Source organism: Marivirga salinae (assembly GCF_030503855.1).
In the GTDB taxonomy this organism is placed as follows: Bacteria; Bacteroidota; Bacteroidia; order Cytophagales; family Cyclobacteriaceae; genus Marivirga; species Marivirga salinarum.
Genome location: NZ_CP129971.1, coordinates 3,267,634 through 3,290,749 on the forward strand (window position 1 = coordinate 3,267,634; position 23,116 = coordinate 3,290,749).

The 23,116-nt window shown below is 33.2% G+C and carries 26 protein-coding genes and 1 tRNA gene; 8 read left to right on the plus strand and 19 right to left on the minus strand.

Annotation, left to right across the window (positions count from 1 at the left end; all coding sequences use genetic code 11):
* Positions 1-175: 175 nt before the first annotated feature.
* Positions 176-523, plus strand: a complete 348-nt coding sequence (locus QYS49_RS13645; protein ID WP_308348025.1) for a helix-turn-helix domain-containing protein — start codon at positions 176-178, stop codon at positions 521-523.
* A gap of 1,097 nt (positions 524-1,620) precedes the next feature.
* On the opposite strand, the gene QYS49_RS13650 is transcribed toward QYS49_RS13645, so the two are convergent.
* The 11 genes from QYS49_RS13650 to QYS49_RS13700 form a co-directional block, all read right to left on the minus strand.
* The gene (locus QYS49_RS13650) at positions 1,621-1,821 is read right to left on the minus strand and encodes a hypothetical protein (protein WP_308348026.1); all 201 of its coding nucleotides are present in this window, start codon (positions 1,819-1,821) and stop codon (positions 1,621-1,623) included.
* Between the two features lie 87 nt (positions 1,822-1,908).
* The gene (locus QYS49_RS13655) at positions 1,909-2,391 is read right to left on the minus strand and encodes an ExbD/TolR family protein (RefSeq protein WP_308348027.1); all 483 of its coding nucleotides are present in this window, start codon (positions 2,389-2,391) and stop codon (positions 1,909-1,911) included.
* A gap of 3 nt (positions 2,392-2,394) precedes the next feature.
* Positions 2,395-2,961 (minus strand): ExbD/TolR family protein, encoded by a 567-nt coding sequence (locus QYS49_RS13660; RefSeq protein WP_308348029.1) that lies wholly within the window; start codon positions 2,959-2,961, stop codon positions 2,395-2,397.
* Entirely contained in the window at positions 2,961-3,284 is a 324-nt protein-coding gene (locus QYS49_RS13665) for a hypothetical protein (RefSeq protein ID WP_308348030.1), read from the minus strand. Before QYS49_RS13665 ends, QYS49_RS13660 begins: the two co-directional genes overlap by 1 nt.
* Positions 3,285-3,309: 25 nt before the next feature.
* Positions 3,310-4,161, minus strand: a complete 852-nt coding sequence (locus tag QYS49_RS13670) for a MotA/TolQ/ExbB proton channel family protein (RefSeq protein ID WP_308348031.1) — start codon at positions 4,159-4,161, stop codon at positions 3,310-3,312.
* Positions 4,162-4,335: 174 nt separating this feature from the next.
* Positions 4,336-4,422: transfer RNA gene (locus QYS49_RS13675), tRNA-Ser, on the minus strand.
* 191 nt (positions 4,423-4,613) lie between these two features.
* Positions 4,614-5,684: an asparaginase gene (locus QYS49_RS13680; RefSeq protein ID WP_308348033.1), complete on the minus strand. Its 1,071-nt coding sequence runs from the start codon at positions 5,682-5,684 to the stop codon at positions 4,614-4,616.
* On the minus strand, positions 5,685-6,440 hold the full coding sequence (locus QYS49_RS13685) for a TatD family hydrolase (protein WP_308348034.1): 756 nt from the start codon (positions 6,438-6,440) through the stop codon (positions 5,685-5,687). It lies immediately after the preceding gene.
* Entirely contained in the window at positions 6,437-7,546 is a 1,110-nt protein-coding gene (locus QYS49_RS13690) for a glycosyltransferase (RefSeq protein ID WP_308348035.1), read from the minus strand. The genes QYS49_RS13685 and QYS49_RS13690 overlap by 4 nt, the downstream gene beginning before the upstream one ends.
* Positions 7,543-8,181, minus strand: coding sequence for a polysaccharide deacetylase family protein (locus QYS49_RS13695; RefSeq protein ID WP_308348037.1), 639 nt, complete (start codon positions 8,179-8,181; stop codon positions 7,543-7,545). The genes QYS49_RS13690 and QYS49_RS13695 overlap by 4 nt, the downstream gene beginning before the upstream one ends.
* Positions 8,174-9,406, minus strand: coding sequence for a GAF domain-containing SpoIIE family protein phosphatase (locus QYS49_RS13700; protein ID WP_308348038.1), 1,233 nt, complete (start codon positions 9,404-9,406; stop codon positions 8,174-8,176). Before QYS49_RS13700 ends, QYS49_RS13695 begins: the two co-directional genes overlap by 8 nt.
* Before the next feature lie 141 nt (positions 9,407-9,547).
* Here QYS49_RS13700 and QYS49_RS13705 point away from each other — a divergent pair, with 141 nt between their 5' ends.
* Both QYS49_RS13705 and QYS49_RS13710 read left to right on the plus strand, forming a co-directional pair.
* Positions 9,548-11,995, plus strand: a complete 2,448-nt coding sequence (locus QYS49_RS13705; RefSeq protein WP_308348040.1) for a zinc-dependent metalloprotease — start codon at positions 9,548-9,550, stop codon at positions 11,993-11,995.
* Positions 11,996-12,073: 78 nt separating this feature from the next.
* A complete protein-coding gene (locus QYS49_RS13710; RefSeq protein ID WP_308348042.1) occupies positions 12,074-12,499 on the plus strand; it encodes a hypothetical protein in 426 nt (141 codons plus the stop codon).
* On the opposite strand, the gene QYS49_RS13715 is transcribed toward QYS49_RS13710, so the two are convergent.
* The 6 genes from QYS49_RS13715 to QYS49_RS13740 form a co-directional block, all read right to left on the minus strand.
* A complete protein-coding gene (locus QYS49_RS13715) occupies positions 12,496-12,810 on the minus strand; it encodes a YnfA family protein (RefSeq protein ID WP_308348043.1) in 315 nt (104 codons plus the stop codon). The two genes, QYS49_RS13710 and QYS49_RS13715, sit on opposite strands and share 4 nt — an antisense overlap.
* Before the next feature lie 26 nt (positions 12,811-12,836).
* Positions 12,837-13,199, minus strand: a complete 363-nt coding sequence (locus QYS49_RS13720; RefSeq protein ID WP_308348044.1) for a DUF3703 domain-containing protein — start codon at positions 13,197-13,199, stop codon at positions 12,837-12,839.
* A gap of 11 nt (positions 13,200-13,210) precedes the next feature.
* Positions 13,211-13,465 carry a hypothetical protein gene (locus QYS49_RS13725; protein WP_308348046.1) on the minus strand — a complete coding sequence of 85 codons (255 nt, stop codon included), beginning with the start codon at positions 13,463-13,465 and terminating at the stop codon, positions 13,211-13,213.
* Entirely contained in the window at positions 13,446-14,570 is a 1,125-nt protein-coding gene (locus QYS49_RS13730; protein ID WP_308348048.1) for a glycosyltransferase, read from the minus strand. Before QYS49_RS13730 ends, QYS49_RS13725 begins: the two co-directional genes overlap by 20 nt.
* Positions 14,567-15,490, minus strand: a complete 924-nt coding sequence (locus QYS49_RS13735; protein ID WP_308348050.1) for a lysylphosphatidylglycerol synthase domain-containing protein — start codon at positions 15,488-15,490, stop codon at positions 14,567-14,569. The genes QYS49_RS13730 and QYS49_RS13735 overlap by 4 nt, the downstream gene beginning before the upstream one ends.
* Positions 15,491-15,750: 260 nt before the next feature.
* Positions 15,751-16,338 carry a hypothetical protein gene (locus QYS49_RS13740; protein ID WP_308348051.1) on the minus strand — a complete coding sequence of 196 codons (588 nt, stop codon included), beginning with the start codon at positions 16,336-16,338 and terminating at the stop codon, positions 15,751-15,753.
* 143 nt (positions 16,339-16,481) lie between these two features.
* On the opposite strand from QYS49_RS13740, the gene QYS49_RS13745 reads away from it, so the two are divergent.
* Both QYS49_RS13745 and QYS49_RS13750 read left to right on the plus strand, forming a co-directional pair.
* Positions 16,482-16,880, plus strand: coding sequence for an alkyl hydroperoxide reductase (locus tag QYS49_RS13745; RefSeq protein WP_308348052.1), 399 nt, complete (start codon positions 16,482-16,484; stop codon positions 16,878-16,880).
* On the plus strand, positions 16,852-17,253 hold the full coding sequence (locus QYS49_RS13750; RefSeq protein WP_308348053.1) for a DoxX family protein: 402 nt from the start codon (positions 16,852-16,854) through the stop codon (positions 17,251-17,253). The genes QYS49_RS13745 and QYS49_RS13750 overlap by 29 nt, the downstream gene beginning before the upstream one ends.
* A gap of 2 nt (positions 17,254-17,255) precedes the next feature.
* Here the strand turns inward: QYS49_RS13750 and QYS49_RS13755 are convergent, their stop codons facing one another.
* Positions 17,256-18,044, minus strand: a complete 789-nt coding sequence (locus QYS49_RS13755) for an alpha/beta fold hydrolase (protein WP_308348055.1) — start codon at positions 18,042-18,044, stop codon at positions 17,256-17,258.
* 83 nt (positions 18,045-18,127) lie between these two features.
* On the opposite strand from QYS49_RS13755, the gene QYS49_RS13760 reads away from it, so the two are divergent.
* From QYS49_RS13760 to QYS49_RS13770, 3 genes are all read left to right on the plus strand, one after another.
* A complete protein-coding gene (locus QYS49_RS13760; protein ID WP_308348057.1) occupies positions 18,128-18,550 on the plus strand; it encodes a hypothetical protein in 423 nt (140 codons plus the stop codon).
* 33 nt (positions 18,551-18,583) lie between these two features.
* On the plus strand, positions 18,584-19,933 hold the full coding sequence (locus QYS49_RS13765; protein ID WP_308348058.1) for an MATE family efflux transporter: 1,350 nt from the start codon (positions 18,584-18,586) through the stop codon (positions 19,931-19,933).
* 123 nt (positions 19,934-20,056) lie between these two features.
* Entirely contained in the window at positions 20,057-22,534 is a 2,478-nt protein-coding gene (locus tag QYS49_RS13770) for a TonB-dependent receptor (RefSeq protein WP_308348059.1), read from the plus strand.
* Between the two features lie 120 nt (positions 22,535-22,654).
* Here the strand turns inward: QYS49_RS13770 and QYS49_RS13775 are convergent, their stop codons facing one another.
* Positions 22,655-23,110, minus strand: a complete 456-nt coding sequence (locus QYS49_RS13775; RefSeq protein WP_308348060.1) for a MarR family winged helix-turn-helix transcriptional regulator — start codon at positions 23,108-23,110, stop codon at positions 22,655-22,657.
* Positions 23,111-23,116 lie beyond the last annotated feature (6 nt).

Consider the following 23,116-nt stretch of genomic DNA (forward strand, 5'->3'; position numbering starts at 1 on the left):
AAATTTTATGTTAAACATTTATTTGATTCAAATTTAACTGACAAAGCATGTAAGTATTATTCATAAAAAGAATATTTTTATTCAATAAATGAATAAATGATTTTTAGTTAATTTTTTTTCTACAGAAAAAAAATTAACAGTATATTTGTATAAACGACCAAAAACTTACACTCAAATGATAAATTATCAACTAAAAAAACTACGTATAGCAAAAAACCTAAGTCAAGAGCAATTAGCTGATGAATTAAATATTTCGCAATCTACTTATTCAAGAATTGAAAATGGAAATCAAAATTGGGCGAAATACTTAAATGAAATATGTGATTTTTTTAATATCGAACCATCTATATTATTTGTTAAAGAATTACCTTTAAATAATTCAAAAAAAATTCAAACAAATCGTGAAATTGACAACAGTAAAAATCAAATTGACGAAAAAGAAAAAATTATAAATATTTTGGAAAAACAAGTTGAATTATTGGAAGAAAAAATTCAGATACATAAAATTCACAACGAAAACTAATGTAATATAAATCCTTAGATAGAGTCGGAAAATTTCAAATATCTGAAAAGCCGTAATCTCTAATTAAAATAATAATATTATTTTAATTGACTCTTCAGACAACCAAAAATATAAGCATCCTCTGATTAAACAATTTATTATCATGGTAACTCATTCTTGTTTATCTCCTGTGTAAACCAGCATCAATGTCATAAAGAAAGTTGCAGTAAATATATAACAAGTTAGTTTCTTTAACATTCAGTCCTCTAGACAAATTCCTGACCTTAAATGATATAGCAAATGGAATAAATTTCAGTATAACGTAAACTGATAGCTAAGGTCTTAAGCTAGCCCTCTCCTTAATCCATGAGTGACGACAACAAGAAAAGGGTTGACGTTTGTGCCCAATAATCTGTAGAATAAATTTTTAAGCACTACAACGGAGTTTAAACAAATAAATACAGAACCATTTCATCAATAAAAAAAGACTGCACATCAAAATAATCTTCAATAAGAACATAATCCTATGCTAGAGTTTGCTAAACTGAGCAAAGTTTAAAGGAGGTATAAAGATACAAATTTGTAGGGTCGATACTTTTCTATAAATTAGTGTGAGATCAGTATGTTTTCTTTTGAAAATACATTTTTTTTAATTTGATCTGATCATTAGCTTATGGTTAAAGAAGCTGTAAGCTACCAAACACGACAGAGCATTGTTAAATACAATATTTATGCTCCGGTGACGGTTGTGCCACAAGTCACAAATGTCTTTAAACAGTTCGATAACCGTTTCAAGCAATAATCTCTTTTATAAGAGAAATTTATTCTACATGGTCAGCAATTTGATTTTCGTCTTCATTTTTTTTAGTGAAAAGGGAAATGCTCTGCCGGTAGAGTTTTAGGAATAGCTTTTTTCAATTGTAGGCTGCATCACATATATCTTTCAGAAATCCATATACATGCATAGATGAATTATCACCCCAAGGTAGTTGTCGCAAACATTCTTGGATGAAAAGGTAAACCCCAAAAATTCTCTTTGGTGGTTGGTAAATAAGTGCATTTTAAGACCATATAACCATTGAGTGGAAGTCCACAGCACTTGCCAAATCATCGAACAACTATACAATGGCAGATAAATATAGACCCGTATTGACAAATTGATATCCGAAAAAATCAACAATATCACCATCAAAAGCATTTTGTGTAGCTGTGTTGTAAAATACAGGGAAAATTGAAGACTTGATTACTATAGCATATACAGAATTAGCGCAATCGTACATGCACCATGCATTGATGGTTTTGGGTTGATTAATTTTCAACTTTGGGAAGTTTAATCAGTTAGAAAAATCACAAAAAAAAACCTCACTTCAATTACTGAAATGAGGTTTTTAATGAAATATATTATGTTACAATAAAGAATTTTCTTTATCGGTATTTACTAATTGTCTAGTGTTATACATCAACTTACGTGCATTAGCTTTTCTTAACTGCTGTTGAACATCAGAGATAATCCCCATCTTAGCTTCACTATCAACTTTCAAGGCAATTGTGATTTTATCTCTTTCTTGCTCAGACAACTTATCTTTTTCTTTTGCTACCCAAAGAAGAACATCTTTTGGCTCAATAAATACATCGTTAGCTTGAATTTTTGCTTCACCTCCAAACTTTTCAGTTTGTTTTGGCTTACCGATGTATAGATACGTAACCAAAGATTTTCTTTCAATCTTTTTCATTTGTTCAGCTTTAGGTATCTTTTGTTCCACCTTAATTTCGGTTTCCCTCAATACTGTAGTCACCATGAAAAAGAACAGGAGCATAAAAATAATATCCGGAAGTGCTGAGGTAGGTATTTCCTGACTTGCACTGGTTTTCTTTTTAAACTTTGACATATCTTAATTACCTCCTATATTTGTTGGTTCTGCAATAGAAATAGCCATTGGAATATCTCCTTTACCTTTATCATAAATAGCTCTTTCCTTAGGGTTACTAGTATTCAATGCCCTAAATTCGTCAACAGGAATTCCTGCTCTATCCGCATAGATTTGATAGTAAGCACCTTGTAATTGATCCAATACATTAATATATATCTCATAACTTGTTCCTCTATCAGTTTTAAAGGAAACAATTGCATCTTGTGGGCTTTCTGCCAATTCAGGATTATTACCAGGATTGAGAACATGTTCAATTAACATATCTTTAATCTTAGTATAATCATCCATTCTTTCACCTTCAACCAATAACCTATCCGCTGAATTAATAGCTACTTTAAAAAGATTTCTCTCTTTAATTTTGAGATCGATTTCTTCAGCGTCATCTTTTTCGGGTGGTAAGGTTAAAGATAATCCTTTATCAGATGCAATGGTAGTAGTTACAAGAAAGAATATTAACAATAAGAATGCGATATCGGCCATAGAGCCTGCATTTACTTCTGTTGCTGATCTTCCTTTATTTCTAGCCATTATTTTATGATTTTATTTATTTCAGAATAAATAATTGACACTACTGCAATTCCCATCAATAAATAGGTGGTTATTAAAAACCCCCCAATAACTTTTGATGATGTATTAGTAACATCAAACTGAATATACTTAGCAGTTACTTCATCACCTGAGATACCCCAACTGATTAAATAAACTACACCGATTACAACAATGCCCAAAGCAGATTTCAAAAGACTCTTTGGGTTGCCTAGCGCATTAATAAGTGGTAAAACAATTGCTCCTAAAGCAGCAATGATTACCAACAAATATGAGCCATATAACATTATATCTACAATTTCCATTTAGTTAAACTTTAAAGGGTTAAACTTACTTAGTAAGATTATGCTTCACTAAAATATCAACTAATGAGATAGATGCGTCTTCCATTTGGTTTACTAAAGAATCAATTTTAGAAACGCAATAGTTGTAAAATAATTGTAAAATAATTGCAACAATTAAACCTGCTACAGTAGTTAACAATGCTTGCTTAATACCACCTGCTACCAATGAAGGCGAAATATCACCCGCAGCTTCAATTGAATCAAATGCATTAATCATACCAATTACAGTACCCATGAAACCTAACATTGGAGCTAGAGAAATGAATAATGAAATCCACACTAAACCTCTTTCTAAACGTCCCATTTCAACAGAACCGTATGAAACTACTGATTTCTCAACCATTTCAACACCCTCTGACATTCTCATTAAACCTTGGGTAAAAATTGAAGCTACTGGCCCTCTAGTGCTTTTAGATACTTCTTTTGCAGCTTCTACACCACCTTGACTTAAAGCATCTTCTACATTAGCCAATAATTTGTTAGTATTTGTAGTTGCTAAGTTTAAAGTAATGATTCTCTCAATAGAAATAGCTAATCCTAAGATCAAACATATTAATACTACTGACATAAATCCCCATCCACCTTCAATGAACTTCTCTTTAATTACTTGGTGAAAGCCTTGCTCTTCTACAACTTCCTCCTCTTCAACCACTGTAGTAGCAGTAGTATCAACTTCCTCAACAGCTGCAGTATCTGTGACCTCCGCAGAGTCACTTTCCATTGCAGTTGTATCATTTTCCATTTCAGAGGTAGCTTCCTCATCCTGAGCAATCGCATTGCCATTGAAACCGAATATTAAAGCTCCGGTCATCATCATTAAAACAAATAGCTTTTTCATAGTTAAGTTGTTTGTAATTTTCCTTTTTAGTTATTGTATGTTAGTTAATTTAAAACTAAGTCCAATTTTACACAAATATCCACAAACAGAAAATTTTTTTAGCATTTCTTTATGCCTATTTCTAATTATTTTATTCTTTAAATTAAAAATAAGCCTAAATAATTGAGCAAAATGCGGAGAAGGAGGGATTCGAACCCTCGGTACCCGCGAAGGTACACTCGCTTTCCAAGCGAGCCCGATCGGCCACTCTGGCACCTCTCCTTTTGTCTGTAAATATTCATTTATCGATTGAACTCTTTTCAAACGTGCACAAATAAATTAATAATTTATTCTTCATGCAAGCTCATTTTGCCAAATGGTTAATATTAATAAAATATTAATACGCAAATGAGTTGCAAATAGAATGATAGTAGTTTAATATTATATTATTCCATGTAAGTGCAAATATTTCATTATTCCATTTCTCCACGAAGTGGCTTTATTAAATAACTTTGCTGCATTTCTTCAGAGTGAGCATGACTCAAAACATACATCATTTTTGTAATGGCCGCTTCAGTTGTTATATCACTACCGCTTATTACACCAATGGATTGCAAGTCTTTACTGGTTTGATACCGACCTTGAATTACCTTCCCTCCCATGCATTGAGAAACATTCAATATTAAGATCCCTTTTTCAATAGCTTTATGCAAAGCATCTATAAACCATTTTTCTGTTGGTGCATTTCCTGAACCGTAAGTTTCAATTACCAATCCTCGTAATCCTTTTATAGATAAAATCCCTTCTACAAAGGCTTTAGAAATACCTGGAAATACTTTCAGAATGGCCACTTCTTGTTGGATATTCTTCCTTACTTTTAGTTCAGTTTCTGCTTGAAATGCTCTTAATGCTGAGAAATTATATTCTATTATAACTCCTGCTTCGGCCAAAACAGGATAGTTTTCACTTTGAAAAGCATCGAATTGAACACTTTCCACTTTTTTAGCTCTATTTGCCCTTAATAATAAATTATCAAAATAAATACAAACCTCTGAAACAATGGGTCTGTGGTTTAATTTCTGACTGGCAATTTCAATGGCAGTTATCAAATTTTCACGTGCATCTGAGCGAGCAGCACCAATTGGTAATTGCGCTCCAGTAAAAATCACTGGCTTATTGAGTCCCTCTAACATGAAGCTAATAGCAGATGCTGTATAAGCCATAGTATCCGTTCCATGAATTACAATGAAACCATCATATTCATCGTAATGGTCTTCCACCAAACCTGCAATATCATCCCAATGCTTTGGATTTACATTGGATGAGTCTATCAATTTATTAAAGGAAGCAACGGTTATTTTTAAATTGAAATTTCTTAAGGAAGGAACCTCGTCTAATATATTCTGAAAATCAAACGGAACCAACGCTTGCTCTTCATTATAGACCATCCCTAAAGTTCCACCAGTATAAATAATCATCACCGCACTTTCTGGTGCTTTGGGTGTGGCGGTTTCTATATGAATTAATTCGTATGGCTTTTTCATTCAGGCAAATAAAGCTTTAGCATTAGTTGAAGTAATACTTATGAGTTCTTCTTTAGGCATTTGCTTTAAATCAGCAATTTTTTGAGCTATCAATTCCAGATAAGCTGGTTCATTTCTTTTACCTCTTTTTGGAGTTGGTGCTAAATAAGGGGCATCTGTCTCTAATACCATTCTATTAATATCAATATCAGAAATATGTTCTGCCAAACCTCCATTTTTAAAGGTGACCACTCCACCTATCCCAAGGTAAAATCCGAGGTCGATAACTTTTTGTGCATCTTCTGCATTCCCTGTAAAACAATGGAAAACTCCTTTTAAGTTATCATCCTTCAATTCTTTCACGATTTCATACGTTTCTTGGAATGAATCTCTACAATGTAAAATAATGGGGATTTGATGCTTTTTAGCTAATTCTATCTGAATTCTTAAAGCTTCTTTCTGTTCTTTCATCAGACTTTTATCCCAATAGAAATCAAGCCCTATCTCTCCAACTGCCACAAATTTCCTTTTATTCAGCCAATCTTCGACTTCATATAATTGCTTTTCGAAATGTTTTTCTACCGAGCAAGGATGGATTCCCATTGTGGCTATGGTGTTTGAAAATTTATCCTCCACTTCCATCATTGGTTCAATAGATTCATGATCAATATTGGGCATATAGAATTTTTCAACTCCAGCTTTTGCTGCCCTGTCCATCATTTCTGCTCTGTCCTCATCAAATTTCTCCGCATATAAATGCGCATGTGTTTCTATCATCCTTTAGCGAATTTTCTTCCTTTCCATTTAACGGGCAAAGGTAATAGATAAAAGAAAAGAAGTGCAACAGAAATGAACCCACTGTAGAATTCGAATATAAAAAGATTACCAAGCGGCACATATTGATTGAGTCTTTCTAAAATTTTGTTGATAAATAAACTTTGCAAAGTGATTTTTAAACCAAATAAAGGAATTGCTACAAATGGGTTGACAAAAATCATCGCAAGCATTGCTGGATAATATAAAGCCTGAAATACCAAAAGTGCTACCATGAAAGGAGGCAATTTTAAGGCTCCACTCATCCATCGTTTGCGTTGATTCATCAGGTTCCAAAAGCCTTTGATAGCAAAAGTACGTACTAAGCTTTCCTCATTTGCGAGTTGTTGATATCTATACCCCTTTTTTGCTACAGCTTTAAATAAAGCGAAATCTTCTGTAACTGAAAAAGGAATGTTTTTATATCCTCCTACTTTAGTATAAGCTTCTTTGCTCACCATCATATTATTACCAACTGCTGTGACAGGGATTTTCCAACCACTAACAATCTTAACCATGCCTAAAGCTAAACTCCAGTCAATCATTTGCATACTGGATAAAAAATCCTTGGCTTTAATAATCGTAAAGCCACTTTGAATACCAGAACCTTCTTTCCAACAAGCTAATTGTTTCATGAGCCAACTGGGTGGAACTTCCACATCCGCATCGGTTATCATCAAGAATTCACCTTTAGCTTTTTCAGCCAATTGTTCCAAAACATTTGCTTTGGCATCCAAATGTTCAACTTTTTCCTTTATAGGCACATAGAAGAAATTATTGGTCTCTTTATCCCACGCTTGCATGATTTTAGTGCTTCCGTCAGTAGAGTCATCATCTCCCATTAACACTTCGTATTTATCTTTGGGATAATCAAGTTTTTCGAGCGAGTTTAAGGCATAATTTACCGTGTGTACTTCATCACGGACAGCCATCAAAATGGAAATAAAAGGCAATTCACCTTCAAAAGGTTTGGGGTTCTCAGCTTTTGGTTTCCAGGCCATCCATAAAATTAAGTCCACTAAGATTACAACAATTATAATCATCAATAGGCCTAAAAATAGATAGGTCATAGTTTTTTAAATTTGTATCCAATATCGTAAAAATGTTTGAGATACAAAGGTAGGAATTGCATTATTTTCTCTTTTGCTTTTAAATTATCATGAAAAACTATAATACTTCCATGCTCTGAATTCTCTATACTTTTTTGAAGTATTCTATCAGATGAAATTGATATATTATAGTCTTTCGAAAGTACATCCCACATAATGAGATCATAATCTGCTTTCTTAAGCTTTCGAGCTAAATTTAAGTTAAACTGTCCATAAGGGAATCTAAAAAGCTTTTTATCCTGGATAACATGTTTTTCAATTTCCTGCTGGCAGAAGTTAACATTCTTCAAATATTCATCATCATTGGTTTTCCAAGCTTTTAAATGATTAAAAGTGTGATTACCAACTGAATGACCATTTTCTAAAATTGATTTAAAGATTTCAGGGTACTTTTTTATATTATCACCTACGCAAAAAAACGTAGCCTTAGCATTAAAATCATTTAGAATGCTTAATATTTCATGGGTTAATTCTGGGATTGGACCATCATCAAATGTTGGATAGATAATTTTTTCATTACTATCTACCTTCCATTGAAAGGAAGGAAATATTCTTTGAATGATTTTGGGGGTTTTATAGAATGCCCAATCAGACATTGTATTGACAAGCTAATAAAGTAATATCATCAGATAAAGCCCTTTTTCCGATAAAATCATCTATCTCTTTCAAAATACTTGAGAGAATTAAAGCTGGTTTGGTGTCAATATTATTATTCAAAATATCCATCACTCGCTCTGGACCAAATTCCTCTTCCTTTTCATTAAATGCCTCCGTTAATCCGTCTGTATAAAGCAATAATGTTTGAGTATTCTGAATTTCAGTTATGCCTATTTCTAGGAAAGGAATCTCTCTTAAAGCGCCTAATACCAAGGTTCCTTTTTCCAATTTCTCAATGTTTCCATTTATGGACATTAAAAATGGAGGATTATGACCTGCATTTACATAAGTAAGCTTTTTCTCTTTTAAATCGATCAGCGCAATAAAAAAAGTGATGAAATTTTCTCCATTGGCACTTTCAAATACTTGATGATTTAAATCATGAATCACTTCCTCTAAGTCTGTTGTTTTCCTTAATAGTGTTCGTAGAGAGGCTTGAAAATTAGACATCAAAAGTGCTGCAGGAACTCCTTTTCCTGACACATCGGCTATACAAACTATTTTACGGTTTTCATCAATAGACAACCAATCATAATAATCGCCCCCTACAGTGTGGTGAGGAGAATAATGGGCGTCAATGCTGAAATTATCATTCTCAGGTAGTGATTTAGGGAAAAGCAATTGTTGTACTTTCTTTGCAATTTCCATCTCCTTATCGTAAACCTCTTGTTCAAGCCTTGCTCTAGCCATTTTCTTATTTTCAATAGCTACCATAATAATATTAGTAAGCGCTTGAATAAAATTTAAATGGTTTTCAATCAATTCTTTTTCCTGAGAATTAGAAACACCTCCTAAAAAAGCTATTGCCAAGAGTTCATTCTTATGAAAAACTGGAATCGCTACCTCAAACTCTTCAAAAGGTGAATCAAACAAATCAGCATTAAATAAAATCTTACGATTTTTGACAATCTGATATACTTTATCATCCATATGAGAATAATCTTTTTGGGTGCCAAAAGATAATTTTAATTCCCATTGTTTTTTGTCTTGAACTATCAACATCAATTTACCCAGCTTAAGATTGGCTCTTAAGGTGAAATTGTAGATTTTATACAATGAATCTTCAGGTAAATTCTCGTTAATTGCTTGCGTAATTTCAAGCAGGGCATTTAGCTCCAGTTCTTTAAGCTCGAATCGGTTCGATATTTTTAGGGTTGTATCCATTTTATAAATGTGAAGTTAAGGAATTGATCGGAGAAAAGGAAAATAGTGACAATAGACAATTTATATTTAAAAATGTCCATCTAAAGAATTCAATCTAATTCTTATCGGATTATTTTTTACCTTTCTGAAAACTAATAAAAAATGATGAAGCAATATTTCTATATTTTCATTCTGTTATTTGCAGTTTCTTGCAATGCTTTTAAAAACAACAAAAGTTCTGAGCCTGAATTATCCAAATTCGACAAGTTGATTTCTGGAAAAGAGAAATTCAGTGGTTTTATGAATTACTACTGGGATTCAGAAAAAGGTAAAATCTACCTGGAAATTGACAAATTTAATGAAGAGCTGATATATGTGAGTTATTTGTCCGCAGGTTTAGGTTCAAATGATATAGGGCTTGATAGAGGTCAAATTGGAAATAGCAAAATCATCAAATTCGAGAAAATCGGGAATAAAATTATGGTTTTTGAGCCGAATTATAAATTTCGGGCAGATTCCGACAACGAAGCTGAGAAAAAAGCTGTCAAAGATGCATTTGCTCATTCTATTATTCATGGATTTGAAATTGAAGCATCTAATGATTGGGCGCATTTAGTGGATGCCACTGATTTCTTTATTCGAGATGCGCATGGTGTGAGCCAAAGATTAAAGAAATCAAAAGAAGGGACCTATAGTTTAGATAAAAGCCGTTCTATTTTCAATTTAGAAGGTTCGAAAAATTTTCCTGAGAATACAGAACTGGATTTCTGGATTTCATTCAAAGGGGAAGCAAAAGGAAGTGAAATCTATTCCGTTAGTCCTGATGCAGATAATATAACAGTTCGCCAGCATCACTCTTTTGTTCAATTGCCAGACGATGATTACGAGCCTAGAAAATTTGATCCAAGAGCGGGTTATTTTGGCACTACTTATAAAGATTATGCAGTTCCTATAAATGAAGACATCACTCAAAGATTGATTAATCGACATAGATTACAAAAGAAAAATCCTGAAGCGGAAAAAAGCGAAGCAGTGGAACCCATTATTTATTATTTAGATCCTGGAACACCTGAACCAGTTCGTTCTGCTTTATTGGATGGAGCTAAATGGTGGAACCAAGCATTTGAAGCTGCTGGCTATGAAAATGCATTTCAAGTGAAAATGTTGCCAGAAGATGCAGATCCTTTGGATATCCGCTATAATGTAATTCAATGGGTGCACCGCTCTTCGAGAGGTTGGAGTTATGGAGCAAGTGTGACAGATCCAAGAACAGGTGAAATCATTAAAGGACATGTTAGCTTGGGTTCTTTACGAGTGAGACAAGATTTCTTAATTGCAGAAGGACTTTTAGCACCCTATGACAAAAGTGGAGAAAACAATGATATGGAAGAAATGTCATTGGCAAGATTGAGACAGTTATCAGCTCATGAAATTGGGCACACCATTGGCTTAGCTCACTCCTATACATCCAGCACTGAAAATGATGCTTCTGTGATGGATTATCCTCACCCTAATATTGAATTGGATGAAAAGGGAAATATAACATTAGAAAATGCCTATGCAGAAAATATTGGACTTTGGGACAAATATGCCATACGCTATGGATATGAAGAAATTCCAACTGAGGCAAATGAAGAAGAATATTTAAATAGCATTTTGGCAGAAGCAAATGAAAAAGGTTTAACATTTATTTCAGATAGAGATGCCAGAGCAACAGGCGGAGCACATCCATATGCTCATTTATGGGATAATGGAAAAGATGCAGCTGTTCAGCTCAATCATTTGCTCAATGTTAGGCAAAAAGCACTTTCTAAATTTGGAGAAAATGTAATTCAATATGATAGACCATTAGCTCAAATTCAAGAAGCATTAATCCCCATATATTTTCTACATCGATATCAAGCAGAAGCCACGGTGAAATTAATTGGTGGATTGGATTACTCCTACAAGATGAGAGGTGATAATTTAAAGGAAATGAGCATAGTGCCATCCGAGTGGCAATTGGAAGCAGTCAATAGCTTGGCTAATGCGGTTAAAGCCGAAAATTTAGCTTTGCCAGAACAATTGTTGAACACCTTAAATCCTAGACCATTAGGATATTATGATAATAGAGAATTACTAAACGGAAAGACTGGGGTCACTTTTGATGCTATTGGAGCAGCTGAACAAGCATCGGCTATGGTTTTTGGGTTGGTAATGCATCCACAAAGGTTAAATAGATTAGTAGAATATCATGCAAGAGACAGTAAGAATCCTGGGATTCAAGAGGCTTTAGATGTTTTTGAAGATGTTTTATTTAATCAAAAGGTTAACAATAGTTATCACGAAGCCATACAGTTGACTTCACAATCAGTTTTTGTGAATCAATTGATGAAAACTTTTCAAAATGGGAAGCTCTCTCCTTTGGCGAGAGCAGAATTAATGTCTGTATTGAAAGATATTTCTATTCAATTATCAAAATCCAATTACAGAGACAGTGATTTGAGAAAGTCTCATAATCAAATGATCCTTACTCAAATAAAACTCTTTATGGAAACCCCTAAAGAATATGATGTAGCTCCTCTTCCATCCTTACCTCCTGGAAGTCCGATAGGGAGTTGCGATTATTAAATTACTAAAGACAAAATATTTCAACATAGACTAACGTTTAAGTTGGAATATTTTGTTAAACTTCAATCTTAAGCCAAAATGAAATTAATTTATACTACCACCTTAATACTTTTACCTTTTTTATCACTATCTCAATCCATTGTAAGTTATCATCAATCGCCCAATGGCGGACAAGCAGCTTATGCTTATGAAATTAATGATAAATTTAGACCAGAAATCAGATTACTTTCTAATACATTTATTGATGACTTCTATTTAAAACTAATGCTTAATTATGATTGGATCGAAAAGGATAATTATGAATTTTACAGCGGAATATCACTTCTAGGTTCCACTCTTGGAGATCCAACTCTTGGCTTTCCTTTAGGATTAAATATCTACCCTTTTGAAAATCAAAATTTCGGTTTTTTAATGGAATTCTCTCCTAATATCCCATTTGATGAAGGTAGTGGTGCTTACTTTGCAGGTAGTTGGGGAATTAGGTATCGATTTAATAGAAATTAATTATTTCTTGGGGCGTACATAATAATAAGCATTCCGATTAATGCAATAACGCCCCCTATCAAATCATAGCGGTCAGGGACAATACCATCCACTTTCCAACCCCAAATAATTGCCATTACAATAAATATTCCTCCATAGGCTGCATACACTCTTCCAAAATTTGCAGGTTGCCATGTAGCAACTACTCCGTAGCCAATCAAAATGATTGCACCGAGCACTCCTACCCACGAAGGTTTTTCTTCTCTAAGCGTTAACCATACCAAATAACCGCCTCCTATTTCGCAAAGACCTGCTAAAATAAAAATTGACATTGATTTGAAAATGGCTAGCATTAAAATTACACTTTAGCTAAAATTTGCTTTAAATCTTCTGGGATTTCCATTGGTCGCAATGGCGGGACATTAGCCCCTCCTGTATTTCCAACAGGGATTTTACCAACAAAAGATTTTACGCCTCCCACTAACAACCTTGGAATTTGACCTATTACTTCTTTAATATTTTTGATTTTAAACCCAAACTTCAACATAATCCAATGTACATAAGAATGCTGAACAGGATATGCCTGACCAATTATGTGTGCACGCTCTAAATGTCTCCAAGCAACTTGATAATCAGCAGATTTTAGTTTAGTTCTAAAATTTTCTAACTCCTTTTCATAATACGGCTTTAAGCCTTGTGGAAATTTATAATTAAAGTTCATAACTCATTAATTTAAAAGCCATTGTGCTCCAACAATCCTTTTTTAGTTGCCAGAAAATATAAATCATTCCAAGGGATACTGTTTAAATCATTCGAACCATCATATTCTTCATCATGATTAATAAGAATTTTAATATACTCTTTCTGATTTAAAGAAAACAAATGCTTATGAAGGTCTTCATCATCCCAATCCAACGCACTTTTGACATCCTTGTATGACTGCACAAAATATAACTCATCTAAAAGGTCAATTTCCTGTTCGTTCATTACTATTATATTTTCTCTCCTTCCATGTATAGCTTCCAAAATTAGCTGACAAACCAAATATCAGGACATAAAAGCTATAAAACAATTGCAATACCGCAAAAGTATCCAGCCTGAACCCTTTGCCCTGGGATTTTAAAATTAATGAAATAAAAATTCCTTCTGAAATAATTTTCAATATTACTACAGGCAGCAAAATCATAAATTGGGTTGTGATTATACTGTAAGTAATAGCCGTAATATAAATTAAATGAAATGCCCAAACCGCCAAAGCTGGCAAACTGTCTATCAGACTTGAAGTTGCGCTCCACTTAGCAGCCCATCTTTTTCTTTGTCTATAAAAGGATTTAAAATCTTTAGGCGCCTGAGTTTCCACGACTGCTTCCTTTTGGTAAAAAATGCCATTTGGGTGTTCTACTTTTAATTTTTGCAATAGAAATACATCATCACCTGAGGGAATAGAAATATTATCCGAATAAGGGTTAAGCTTTTCGAAAGTAGCTTTCCTGAAAGCAAGATTGGCTCCATTCGCCATGGTAGGATTTCCCAATTCAATACTTACTGCCCCTACTCCTATCAATGGTGCAAATTCCATTTGAAATAGTCGTGAAAGATAATTATCAGATTTAAATACCACATTTCCACTAACCAATTGAATATGGCTAATTTCAAATGGTGCATGCATTTTTTGTACCCAATCCTTCGGAAAACTACAATCTCCATCAGAGGTTAAAATGATTTCTGAGTTGCTATGTTTAACCCCTGCTGTTATAGCTGACTTTTTACCGCTTAATTGCGGAGGAAGGCTTAAAGCTTTTATTTTGAACGGAAAATTCTTTTCAAATGATTGAATGACTTCATTAAAACCATCTTCTGAATGATCGTTGACTAAAATCACTTGCAATAAATCATTTGGATATTCCAATTGTGAAAGACTATTCAACAAAACATTGAGGTTCTCTGCTTCATTTCGAAAAGGAATCAAAATGGATACCGACTTTAATTCTCCACTTTCATTTAATTCAGGTAATTTTCTCCAGATTTTGGAAGCGAAAAGCAAGGCTAATGCATAAAAAAGAATGATAATGGAGAAAAATGCCAAAATCATATGCTTTTCAATTTAAGTTTAGGAATAAAGAACAACCCTATTAAAGCAGGCAATGCAATGTTAATTAACCACAAAATTAAGCCTGAAGCTATAATTGGTGCTACGTCCACTTTCATAGATTCAAAAAATAAGGCTACACTAAACTCCCTTATACCCAAATCGCTTAAAAAATTGAATGTAGGTAATATTGACTTGGCTAAAAACATAAAGGACACACCCATAAACTGCATGAATATACTGACTTTTAAGTTTAAAATAGAAAGCAGCAATAAAAACTGAGCACTAAAAATGAGATATCGCAACATTGATAATCCAGCTAAAATGTTAATTAATTTAATTCCCATTTTCCGGACAGGCTGAACATAATCTTGAATTTTAGGATGATTTCTTTTTAAGAATAAGATCAAAAGTAGTATGAGCAGCAGTAGTCCCATTAAGCTTAAGATTGGATAAGAAAAAGAAAATGGGATATCAAAAAATGTAATTTTATTATTTGAATATATATAAAACGAAATTACACCAAAAATAGAGGTGGGCAACATCTGCATCATTCTGGAAACCAGAATAAGTCCTAATGCTTTTTTGCGGTTGTGATGAGTCAAAGAAAATACCTTTGCAAAATAGTCTCCAACAGCATGAGGCGTAACAAAACCTAAAGCTATTCCTGCCAAAACACCTGTTGAAGCTTTTGAAAGGGAAATATGAGTAATGGGTTGAATAGAGTATTTCCATTTTAAGACTTCCATAAACCAATTGAAAGGCATTAGTAGAACTACCAAAAATAGGATGATGAAATTATCATTGAAAAGTTGGAAGGCAGAAGCAAAACCAGCTTTATCTTCACTAATTTTTTCATATAGAAACAATACCACCAGTATGGTTACAAATAGTTTAATAATGATCAGTAAAGCTCTTTTCACGTGTATTTAACTGTTCTAAAGTTGCCACAACTTGTCTCGTATTTATCGGGATGGAATTCGATAAATTTTAATCATCCCCGGTTGGTATATTGAGGATTCTAAAATTGATGCTCATTTCAATGTATTTGATAAAAATAAAAAACCACCTTACAATGATGCACATTAGAAGGTGGTTTTCAAAATTTGAATACTTAATTTTCTATGTATTTGTGAATAGCAGTCTGCTCAAGCAGATATTCACAATTTTTAGATTAAAGATCCTATCGTCTTTGTTCTTCTAATTTATTTAAAGCCGTTTGCAATTCTCTTTTAATCTTCACTTGTTTATCGTGGGAACGTTTTCTTAAATCCTCTAGCTCCTGATCCACTAATTCTTTATCCTTTTTCGCCTGACGAGTAGTTCTATAGCTTTTTAAGAACATCACATAAACGATTGCCAAACCTGCAATTAAAATCACTACTATGCTCCACATTACTATATTATAGGTGGTTTTAGACATGGGAATACCTAAAAATGGCATCTCATCCACAGCACTTTGAGTTGTTTCTAATTCATTTTTAAGCTCAGTCATTTGAGATTTAGCTGAGTCTCTTTCCTTCTCTGCTTGTAGTCTAGCATTCTTTGATGAAGAAACCTTTTCTTTCAAAGAGTTGATAGAATCATTCATTATCTGACCAAACGAATTCACTTTAGCGATAGAAATAACCTTATATTTTTCAAAAGTCTCACTACCCTCAACCATATTTTGATATTGCTCTGATAAATTGGCATCATCTTGCGCCTTTGCGTCAAAATGAATACCAAAAGCAATCATTGAAAAAATAACCAAAACTTTAAATCTCATCATAATATATTTAGTCGTAAAAATTACCGCATTAATTTGCTGTAAATATAGTTTGAACGAATGGAATTAAAAAAACTTATAACTAATTGAATTATAAAAATCAGTATTTCTTTCAACATTTTTAAATAATAAAAAGTTGAGAGGGTATGAAATTCAATTATCAAAAACTCATACTAAAGACAGCTGCTATTTATAATATTATTTGGGGAGCTTGGGTTGTTCTGTTTCCTCAGCATTTTTTTGACTTGGTAGGAATGGAAAAAATTAATCATCCAATGGTTTGGCAAGGAATGGGGATGGTTATTGGAGTCTATGGCTTGGGATATTGGTGGGCTTCCTACAACCCTTTGCGCCACTGGCCTATCATAATGGTAGGTTTTATAGGTAAAATATTTGGTCCGTTAGGTTTTCTTTTTAACTATTCCCAAGGAATAGTACCCTTTGAGTTTATTTATACTTTAATTACTAATGACTTCATATGGTGGATCCCGTTTTTCTTAATTTTAAAAGATGTTCATGTTAAAACAAATTGGAAATTATCTTGAAAGTAAATGGTCTGTAAGATTAATGACTGTTTTTTATTTATTAGCAGGTTTCAATCACTTCATTAATCCTGATTTCTACTTACCACTTATTCCACCTTTATTTGCTTATCCAGAAAAAATCAATGTGTTAAGCGGAATAGCTGAAATATTGCTTGCAATAGGTATATTATTTAATCCTAGCAGAAAATATGCTGCATATGGAATTTTAATAATGCTACTGGCTTTTATCCCTTCACATGTATATTTCATACAATTAGGTTCTTGTATCAATGAAGGTTTATGTGTGCCTGAGTGGATTGGATGGATCAGACTAGTACTTATTCATCCAATTCTGCTTCTGTGGGCCTGGAAATCTGGAAAATCATCTTCTTGAGGTTATTTGTGCTCATGAGTAAAATACAGTGCCAACTTATTAAATATCTCATACTGGTCAATATTACATATATGACCTGCCCCATTTATTTCCATTAACAAAACTTGCTTATGTTTTTTGGAAAATGCTTTTGCGGATTTTAAAAAAATATAATCTTCTTTTCCCATTATCGCTAAAGCAGGAAAATTGATATCTTGATTATAAAATCGGTTTAATAACCTAAAAAATTCACTGTAAAGACCCACCCATTTCATATAATCATTTGGTGACAATTTCTGAGCTTGCTTTTGATATATTTTTCTTGATTCTTGATGTTTTCTGAATGGCATCAATAAATAAGAAAACAGGCTATACATCCATTTATAAGGCAGAAAAAGATTAAAAAACCTAGCTAGCTGAACAAATACCTTAATTAATGCATTCGCTTTAAAAATGCCACCTGCAAAAATAGCACTTACTACCAGACTAGGGTATTTCATGCTCAAATCCTGCATAATTACACTGCCAAAACTTAAGGTGATGAAATGAGCTTTTTCAATCTTTTGCTCATTTAATACCTGCATTATATCATTTGTAATCAAATCAAAATCATATCGCGCTACTTCAGGTTCTATGTCTTTTGATTTTCCGTGATCCCTTAAATCAATTAATAGCAGATTGTAATAAGCTTTAAAAGCATCTATTTGATATTTCCAGGTAGCCGTACTTCCACCTGCACCATGAATAAAAACCACCCATTCTTTTGAGGAAATATTACGATAGGCAACAGTATTGAGGGATATTTTATTCATATTGCTAAAACATCAACCATTGGTATTTGTTATAAATTTTATTTCGAAAAAAATTTTCATCACTCAATCCAGTTAAATAATAAATGCTTCAATACCTAAAAGAATTATCCGATTTTGGTTTATTAATTTTGATTTGGTTGGTACAACTCATCATCTACCCTTCTTTTACCTACATGGAAAAAGCCAATCTAATCGCTTGGCATCCAAAATATACTACAATGATTTCCGTAGTGGTTATGCCCTTGATGCTGTTTCAATTAGCCAGTACTTTTTATCTAACCTACACTCAATTTAACTATCTAGTTCTAACTCAAAGCATATTAATTATCTTATTGTGGGTCTCAACATTCGCTCAAGCAGTTCCTTTGCATAATCAGATTGACACGGGAGTGGAAATTAAAAAAGCGACTATCAATCTGGTTCAAGTCAATTGGAAACGGGCTTTTATGTGGTCATTAATTGTAATTTTAAATTTCATAGGTAGATTTACAACATTAAATAATTAATGTAGTTACATTAATCTGCATTAAATAATAATAATGACCACTTCAGATGAATTTGGCACTAAGCCAATAAATTTTTTGCTACGTAAACAAGCCATTCCATCTGCCATTGGAATTCTGACTCTGTCTATTTACGGAATAGTAGACACCATTTTTGTAGGGAATTTTGTGGGTTCAGTAGGTATTGCGGCTATTACGGTGGTGATCCCTATCACTTTCCTTATTTCTTCTATCGGAATGGGGATTGGAATCGGTGGGTCTTCTATTATTTCAAGGGCTCTCGGATCTGGAAAGCCTGAAAAAGCCAATAAGACTTTTGGGAATCAGTTAACACTTACCTTTATCTTAGGTATATTTTTCAGTTTGACATGCTGGATTTATATTGAACCTCTACTAAAACTATTTGGTGCAAAAGGTGATATATTACAACCTACCATAGATTATTTCAGCATTATTTTGCTGGGAATTCCTGTTTTGGCATTTGCCATGATGTCCAATAGCATATTCCGTGCAGTTGGCTATCCTAAAGTAGCCATGGTAGTGATGATAGTTCCAGCAGTGGTCAATGTTATTTTAGATCCTATTTTCATAGCTGTTTTAGATTGGGGAATTGAAGGCGCTGCATGGGCAACAACATTTTCTTATTTATTCAGTGCCGCTTATGCGCTTTACTTTTTCTTAAGAGGAAAAACAGGTTTTAAAATAAGTAAAACAGATTTAATACTTGATCTCAAACTAACAAGAGAAATTTTCTCAATAGGTTCCGTTACAATTGCCAGGCAAGGAGTAGTAAGTTTGCTCTTTCTAGTACTTAATAACTCATTATTCAAGTATGGCGGAGAAAGCGCCATAGCAACATATGGAATTATCAACCGAATGATGATGTTAGTGAATGTTCCTGCAATAGGTATCACTCAAGGATCTATGCCGATAATTGGATATAATTATGGAGCAGAATTATACAAGAGAGTAAGCTTAACTTTAAGAAATGCAATAATTTCAGCTACGGTACTTTCATCCATTATTTATGCAGCTATTTTAATATTCACTCCTCAGATTGTAGGTATTTTCACTAAAGATCAAGATTTAATACAGCAAACAGTTCCTGCCTTAAGAATTACATTTTTAATGACTCCGCTTATAGCATTTCAGTTGATTAGTGCAGCCTATTTCCAAGCTTTAGGTAAAGCTCTACCAGCCTTACTTCTTACTTTAACGAAGCAAGGATTTTTTCTTATCCCTCTCCTATTGATTTTACCAAATTTTTATCAATTAGATGGAATATGGATGGCTTTCCCAATTGCTGACTTAGCAACTGCAATAGTTTGTATGAGCTATTTGGTTTACGATAGCAAAAAAATTGTATTAAACCCATCTTCAGTATAACAATTAACACCCTTCCTTTTATCATCATTAAGGTATTCTAAAGACTACAGAATGACCTTCGGTGTATTAAAAACAACATTATCACATCATAAGTGTCTAACTTTGTAGAATTAAAATTGAATCATGAAATTTAAAGTATTAATAACATTATTATTCATCAGTAGTATTTCTTTTGCACAGCAAAGAGGCGGATATGGTGGAGGAGCAAGTTCCCAAATAACAGGGAAAATCACAGGGATAATTGTTGATGGAGACAATTCTGAACCAGTATCCTACGCTACGGTAGTCATTAAATCACCAAAAGACGGTGAAACCGTGAATGGTGTAGTTACAGGAGATGATGGAAGTTTTAAATTAGTAGGACTGAAACTAGGGAAATACATAGTTGAAGTTTCATTTGTGGGTTACCAGAAATTCTCTCAAGAAGTAGAGTTAACGCCAAGAGAACCTGATCATGATTTTGAAAGCGTCAAACTTACAACTGATACTGATCAATTAGATGAAGTCGTTGTATCAGGTCAAAGAGAAACTATAGAAAATAAAATAGACAGAATTGTTTACAATGCTGAGCAAGATGTTGCAAATATGGGGGGAGATGCTTCCGATGTTTTAAGAAGAGCTCCACTTTTATCAGTTGACCAGAATGGAAATGTATCATTAAGAGGAAATTCAAATGTACAAATCCTTATCAATGGTAAACCAAGCAGTATGTTTGGCGCAAATACTGGAGATGCTTTGAAAATGATCCCTTCAGACCAAATTAAAAGTGTGGAGGTAATCACCTCTCCTTCTGCTAAATACGATGGAGAAGGCACAGCAGGTATTATCAATATCATAACAAAAAAACAAACTCCACAAGGTTTTGCAGGAAATGTAGATTTAACAGCTGGAACACGAATTAATCGTGGAGTAGTAGGAATTAATGCAGGAAAAGGAAGATTGGGATTTAATGCCAATGGTAGTTCATTTTATTCTTGGCCTCAGTATGCTACTACAGATTTTTATCAGAAAACAGTCACAAATGGACAAACAAACATCAGAAGACAAGAAGGTGAAAACCTTAGCAATAGATTAGGTTATTTTGGAAATATTGGTGCTTTTTATGATTTCAATGCATATCATAGTCTTTCAACTAGTTTAAGGCTAAGAGGATTCAATAGTAATTCTGAGGGAACAAATACGGTTTCAGAAAATATAGGAGGAACTGAAAATACCTATGAAAGATTTCAAGATAACTTATCTCAAAATTGGGGATATGAATGGTCATTTGATTATGTAATGAAATTTCCTGAGCAGGAAGGAAGAGAGTTTTCTGCATCTTATAAGATTGATGGAAATATTAGAGATCAAGAATTTGAAATTAACCAACCTACAACTGAAAATTATGAAGTAGCAAGAAATATCAATGACGGAAACAATAGAGAAAACACAGTTCAAATTGATTATGCGCATCCTTTTGGAGAAAAATTTAAATTAGAAACTGGTTTCAAATCCATCATAAGAGATATTGACAGTGATTTCAAATATGAAGAGCAGCCAGAAGGATCCAATAATTATCAAGTTGTTAATAACAGAACCGATATTTTTTATTATAATCAAGATGTATTTGCTGGATATGTTTCTACTCAAACCAATATCACCAAAAAACTTGGAGTAATAGCGGGTGTTAGATACGAATATACTGGTCTTCAAGGTAGTTTTGAAGAAGCAACTGCACGTAATTTCGATCCTATATCATATGAAAATTGGTTACCAAGCATCATTGTGAATCAGAAATTCGGAAAATTCAATTCGATAAAATTATCTTATAATAGAAGAATTCAACGACCTAGTTTGGGAAATGTAAATCCTTATGTTGAAATCGGAAACATCAGAAATATAAGCTTTGGTAATCCTGACCTAAATCCTGAATTATCCGATAATTATGAATTAGGCTTCAGCACCTTCTTAAAAGGAACTTCAGTTAACCTTTCCTTCTTTTATAATGACATTAGCGAAGTAATTCAGTCCGTAATTTTTGAAGATGCAGAAAGAAATGCAACAGTGACCACCTTTGAGAACGTGGGAACACAGCAAAACGTAGGGTCTAACTTATTCATCTCTACTGAACTATTTAAAATATGGACTATTCGTGGTGGAATCAATGCTAATTATTTTATGTCTGAAGGAGTTATCCAAGAACAAGAAGTTGAAAATAATGCATGGTTATTTAGTGGAAATATTAATTCTAACATTAAATTACCCAATGATTGGATGATCGATGCCTTTGGATTTGCTAGGCCAAGACGACAAACTTTACAAGGTTATAATCCATCATTCTCTATTTTCGGTTTGGGAATTAAGAAGCAAATTTGGGATAAAAGAGGAAGTATAGGATTATCTATAATTGAGCCATTTAAAGAAAGAAAACCTTTTGAAACAGAATTAGGAAGTGAGGATAGTGATTTCTATCAAAGGAATGTATTTTCTATTCCATTCCGTTCTTTTGGTCTTAATTTCAGTTATAAATTCGGTCAGTTAGATTATAAAGCCAGACAAAAAAGAAGTAGAATCTCTAATGATGATCAAAAATCAGGTGGAGATGATGGGCAGAGTTTTTAATTTGTCGCCTCCATTTTCCATTTTTAAACTTTCTATTGAGGAAGCTTATTAGCACTTACCAAAATGAATAAGTGAATTGTAAACAACCCTTAGTAAAAATCTTTCTAAGGGTTGTTTACACTATTTCAATTTACTTTCTAATCCCTTAATCAACTTTTCAAGCATTTCCTTAAAAGCATAAATCTCAGTTTCTGAAATAGTTTCATCCCTAAAAGAACCTATTATTTTTTCTGGAATTTCAGCTGCTTTTAATTTTAACTTATCACCTTCCTTTGATAATGAAACAACTACTGTTCTTTCATCAGTTTCAGACCGCTTCCTATAAATAAAACCTTTCTTTTCGAGTCGTTTTAATAAAGGCGTTAAAGTATTGGATTCTAAGAGTAATCGCTCCCCTATTTTGTTAACTGTTTGTTCTTCATGTTCCCATAAAACTAACATCACTAAATATTGCGGGTAAGTAATATCTAAATCATTCAGATAAGGTGCATATAATTTAGTAGTTAACCTTGATGCCGCGTATAACGGAAAACACAACTGTTTTTCTAAATAAAGAGCGCTAAACTTATCCGCCATTGTAGA

Bases quoted from the DNA above. Each gene is read 5' to 3' on its own strand.
- QYS49_RS13765 (WP_308348058.1), top strand. From the start codon at position 18,584: ATGACCACTTCAGATGAATTTGGCACTAAGCCAATAAATTTTTTGCTA.
- QYS49_RS13770 (WP_308348059.1), top strand. From the start codon at position 20,057: ATGAAATTTAAAGTATTAATAACATTATTATTCATCAGTAGTATTTCT.
- QYS49_RS13725 (WP_308348046.1), bottom strand. From the start codon at position 13,465: ATGAACGAACAGGAAATTGACCTTTTAGATGAGTTATATTTTGTGCAG.
- QYS49_RS13720 (WP_308348044.1), bottom strand. From the start codon at position 13,199: ATGAACTTTAATTATAAATTTCCACAAGGCTTAAAGCCGTATTATGAA.
- QYS49_RS13760 (WP_308348057.1), top strand. From the start codon at position 18,128: ATGCTTCAATACCTAAAAGAATTATCCGATTTTGGTTTATTAATTTTG.
- QYS49_RS13715 (WP_308348043.1), bottom strand. From the start codon at position 12,810: ATGTCAATTTTTATTTTAGCAGGTCTTTGCGAAATAGGAGGCGGTTAT.
- QYS49_RS13660 (WP_308348029.1), bottom strand. From the start codon at position 2,961: ATGGCTAGAAATAAAGGAAGATCAGCAACAGAAGTAAATGCAGGCTCT.
- QYS49_RS13695 (WP_308348037.1), bottom strand. From the start codon at position 8,181: ATGTCTGATTGGGCATTCTATAAAACCCCCAAAATCATTCAAAGAATA.
- QYS49_RS13680 (WP_308348033.1), bottom strand. From the start codon at position 5,684: ATGAAAAAGCCATACGAATTAATTCATATAGAAACCGCCACACCCAAA.
- QYS49_RS13710 (WP_308348042.1), top strand. From the start codon at position 12,074: ATGAAATTAATTTATACTACCACCTTAATACTTTTACCTTTTTTATCA.
- QYS49_RS13685 (WP_308348034.1), bottom strand. From the start codon at position 6,440: ATGATAGAAACACATGCGCATTTATATGCGGAGAAATTTGATGAGGAC.
- QYS49_RS13755 (WP_308348055.1), bottom strand. From the start codon at position 18,044: ATGAATAAAATATCCCTCAATACTGTTGCCTATCGTAATATTTCCTCA.
- QYS49_RS13665 (WP_308348030.1), bottom strand. From the start codon at position 3,284: ATGGAAATTGTAGATATAATGTTATATGGCTCATATTTGTTGGTAATC.
- QYS49_RS13670 (WP_308348031.1), bottom strand. From the start codon at position 4,161: ATGAAAAAGCTATTTGTTTTAATGATGATGACCGGAGCTTTAATATTC.
- QYS49_RS13750 (WP_308348053.1), top strand. From the start codon at position 16,852: ATGTTAAAACAAATTGGAAATTATCTTGAAAGTAAATGGTCTGTAAGA.
- QYS49_RS13740 (WP_308348051.1), bottom strand. From the start codon at position 16,338: ATGATGAGATTTAAAGTTTTGGTTATTTTTTCAATGATTGCTTTTGGT.
- QYS49_RS13730 (WP_308348048.1), bottom strand. From the start codon at position 14,570: ATGATTTTGGCATTTTTCTCCATTATCATTCTTTTTTATGCATTAGCC.
- QYS49_RS13700 (WP_308348038.1), bottom strand. From the start codon at position 9,406: ATGGATACAACCCTAAAAATATCGAACCGATTCGAGCTTAAAGAACTG.
- QYS49_RS13775 (WP_308348060.1), bottom strand. From the start codon at position 23,110: ATGGCGGATAAGTTTAGCGCTCTTTATTTAGAAAAACAGTTGTGTTTT.
- QYS49_RS13745 (WP_308348052.1), top strand. From the start codon at position 16,482: ATGAAATTCAATTATCAAAAACTCATACTAAAGACAGCTGCTATTTAT.
- QYS49_RS13705 (WP_308348040.1), top strand. From the start codon at position 9,548: ATGATGAAGCAATATTTCTATATTTTCATTCTGTTATTTGCAGTTTCT.
- QYS49_RS13645 (WP_308348025.1), top strand. From the start codon at position 176: ATGATAAATTATCAACTAAAAAAACTACGTATAGCAAAAAACCTAAGT.
- QYS49_RS13655 (WP_308348027.1), bottom strand. From the start codon at position 2,391: ATGTCAAAGTTTAAAAAGAAAACCAGTGCAAGTCAGGAAATACCTACC.
- QYS49_RS13690 (WP_308348035.1), bottom strand. From the start codon at position 7,546: ATGACCTATCTATTTTTAGGCCTATTGATGATTATAATTGTTGTAATC.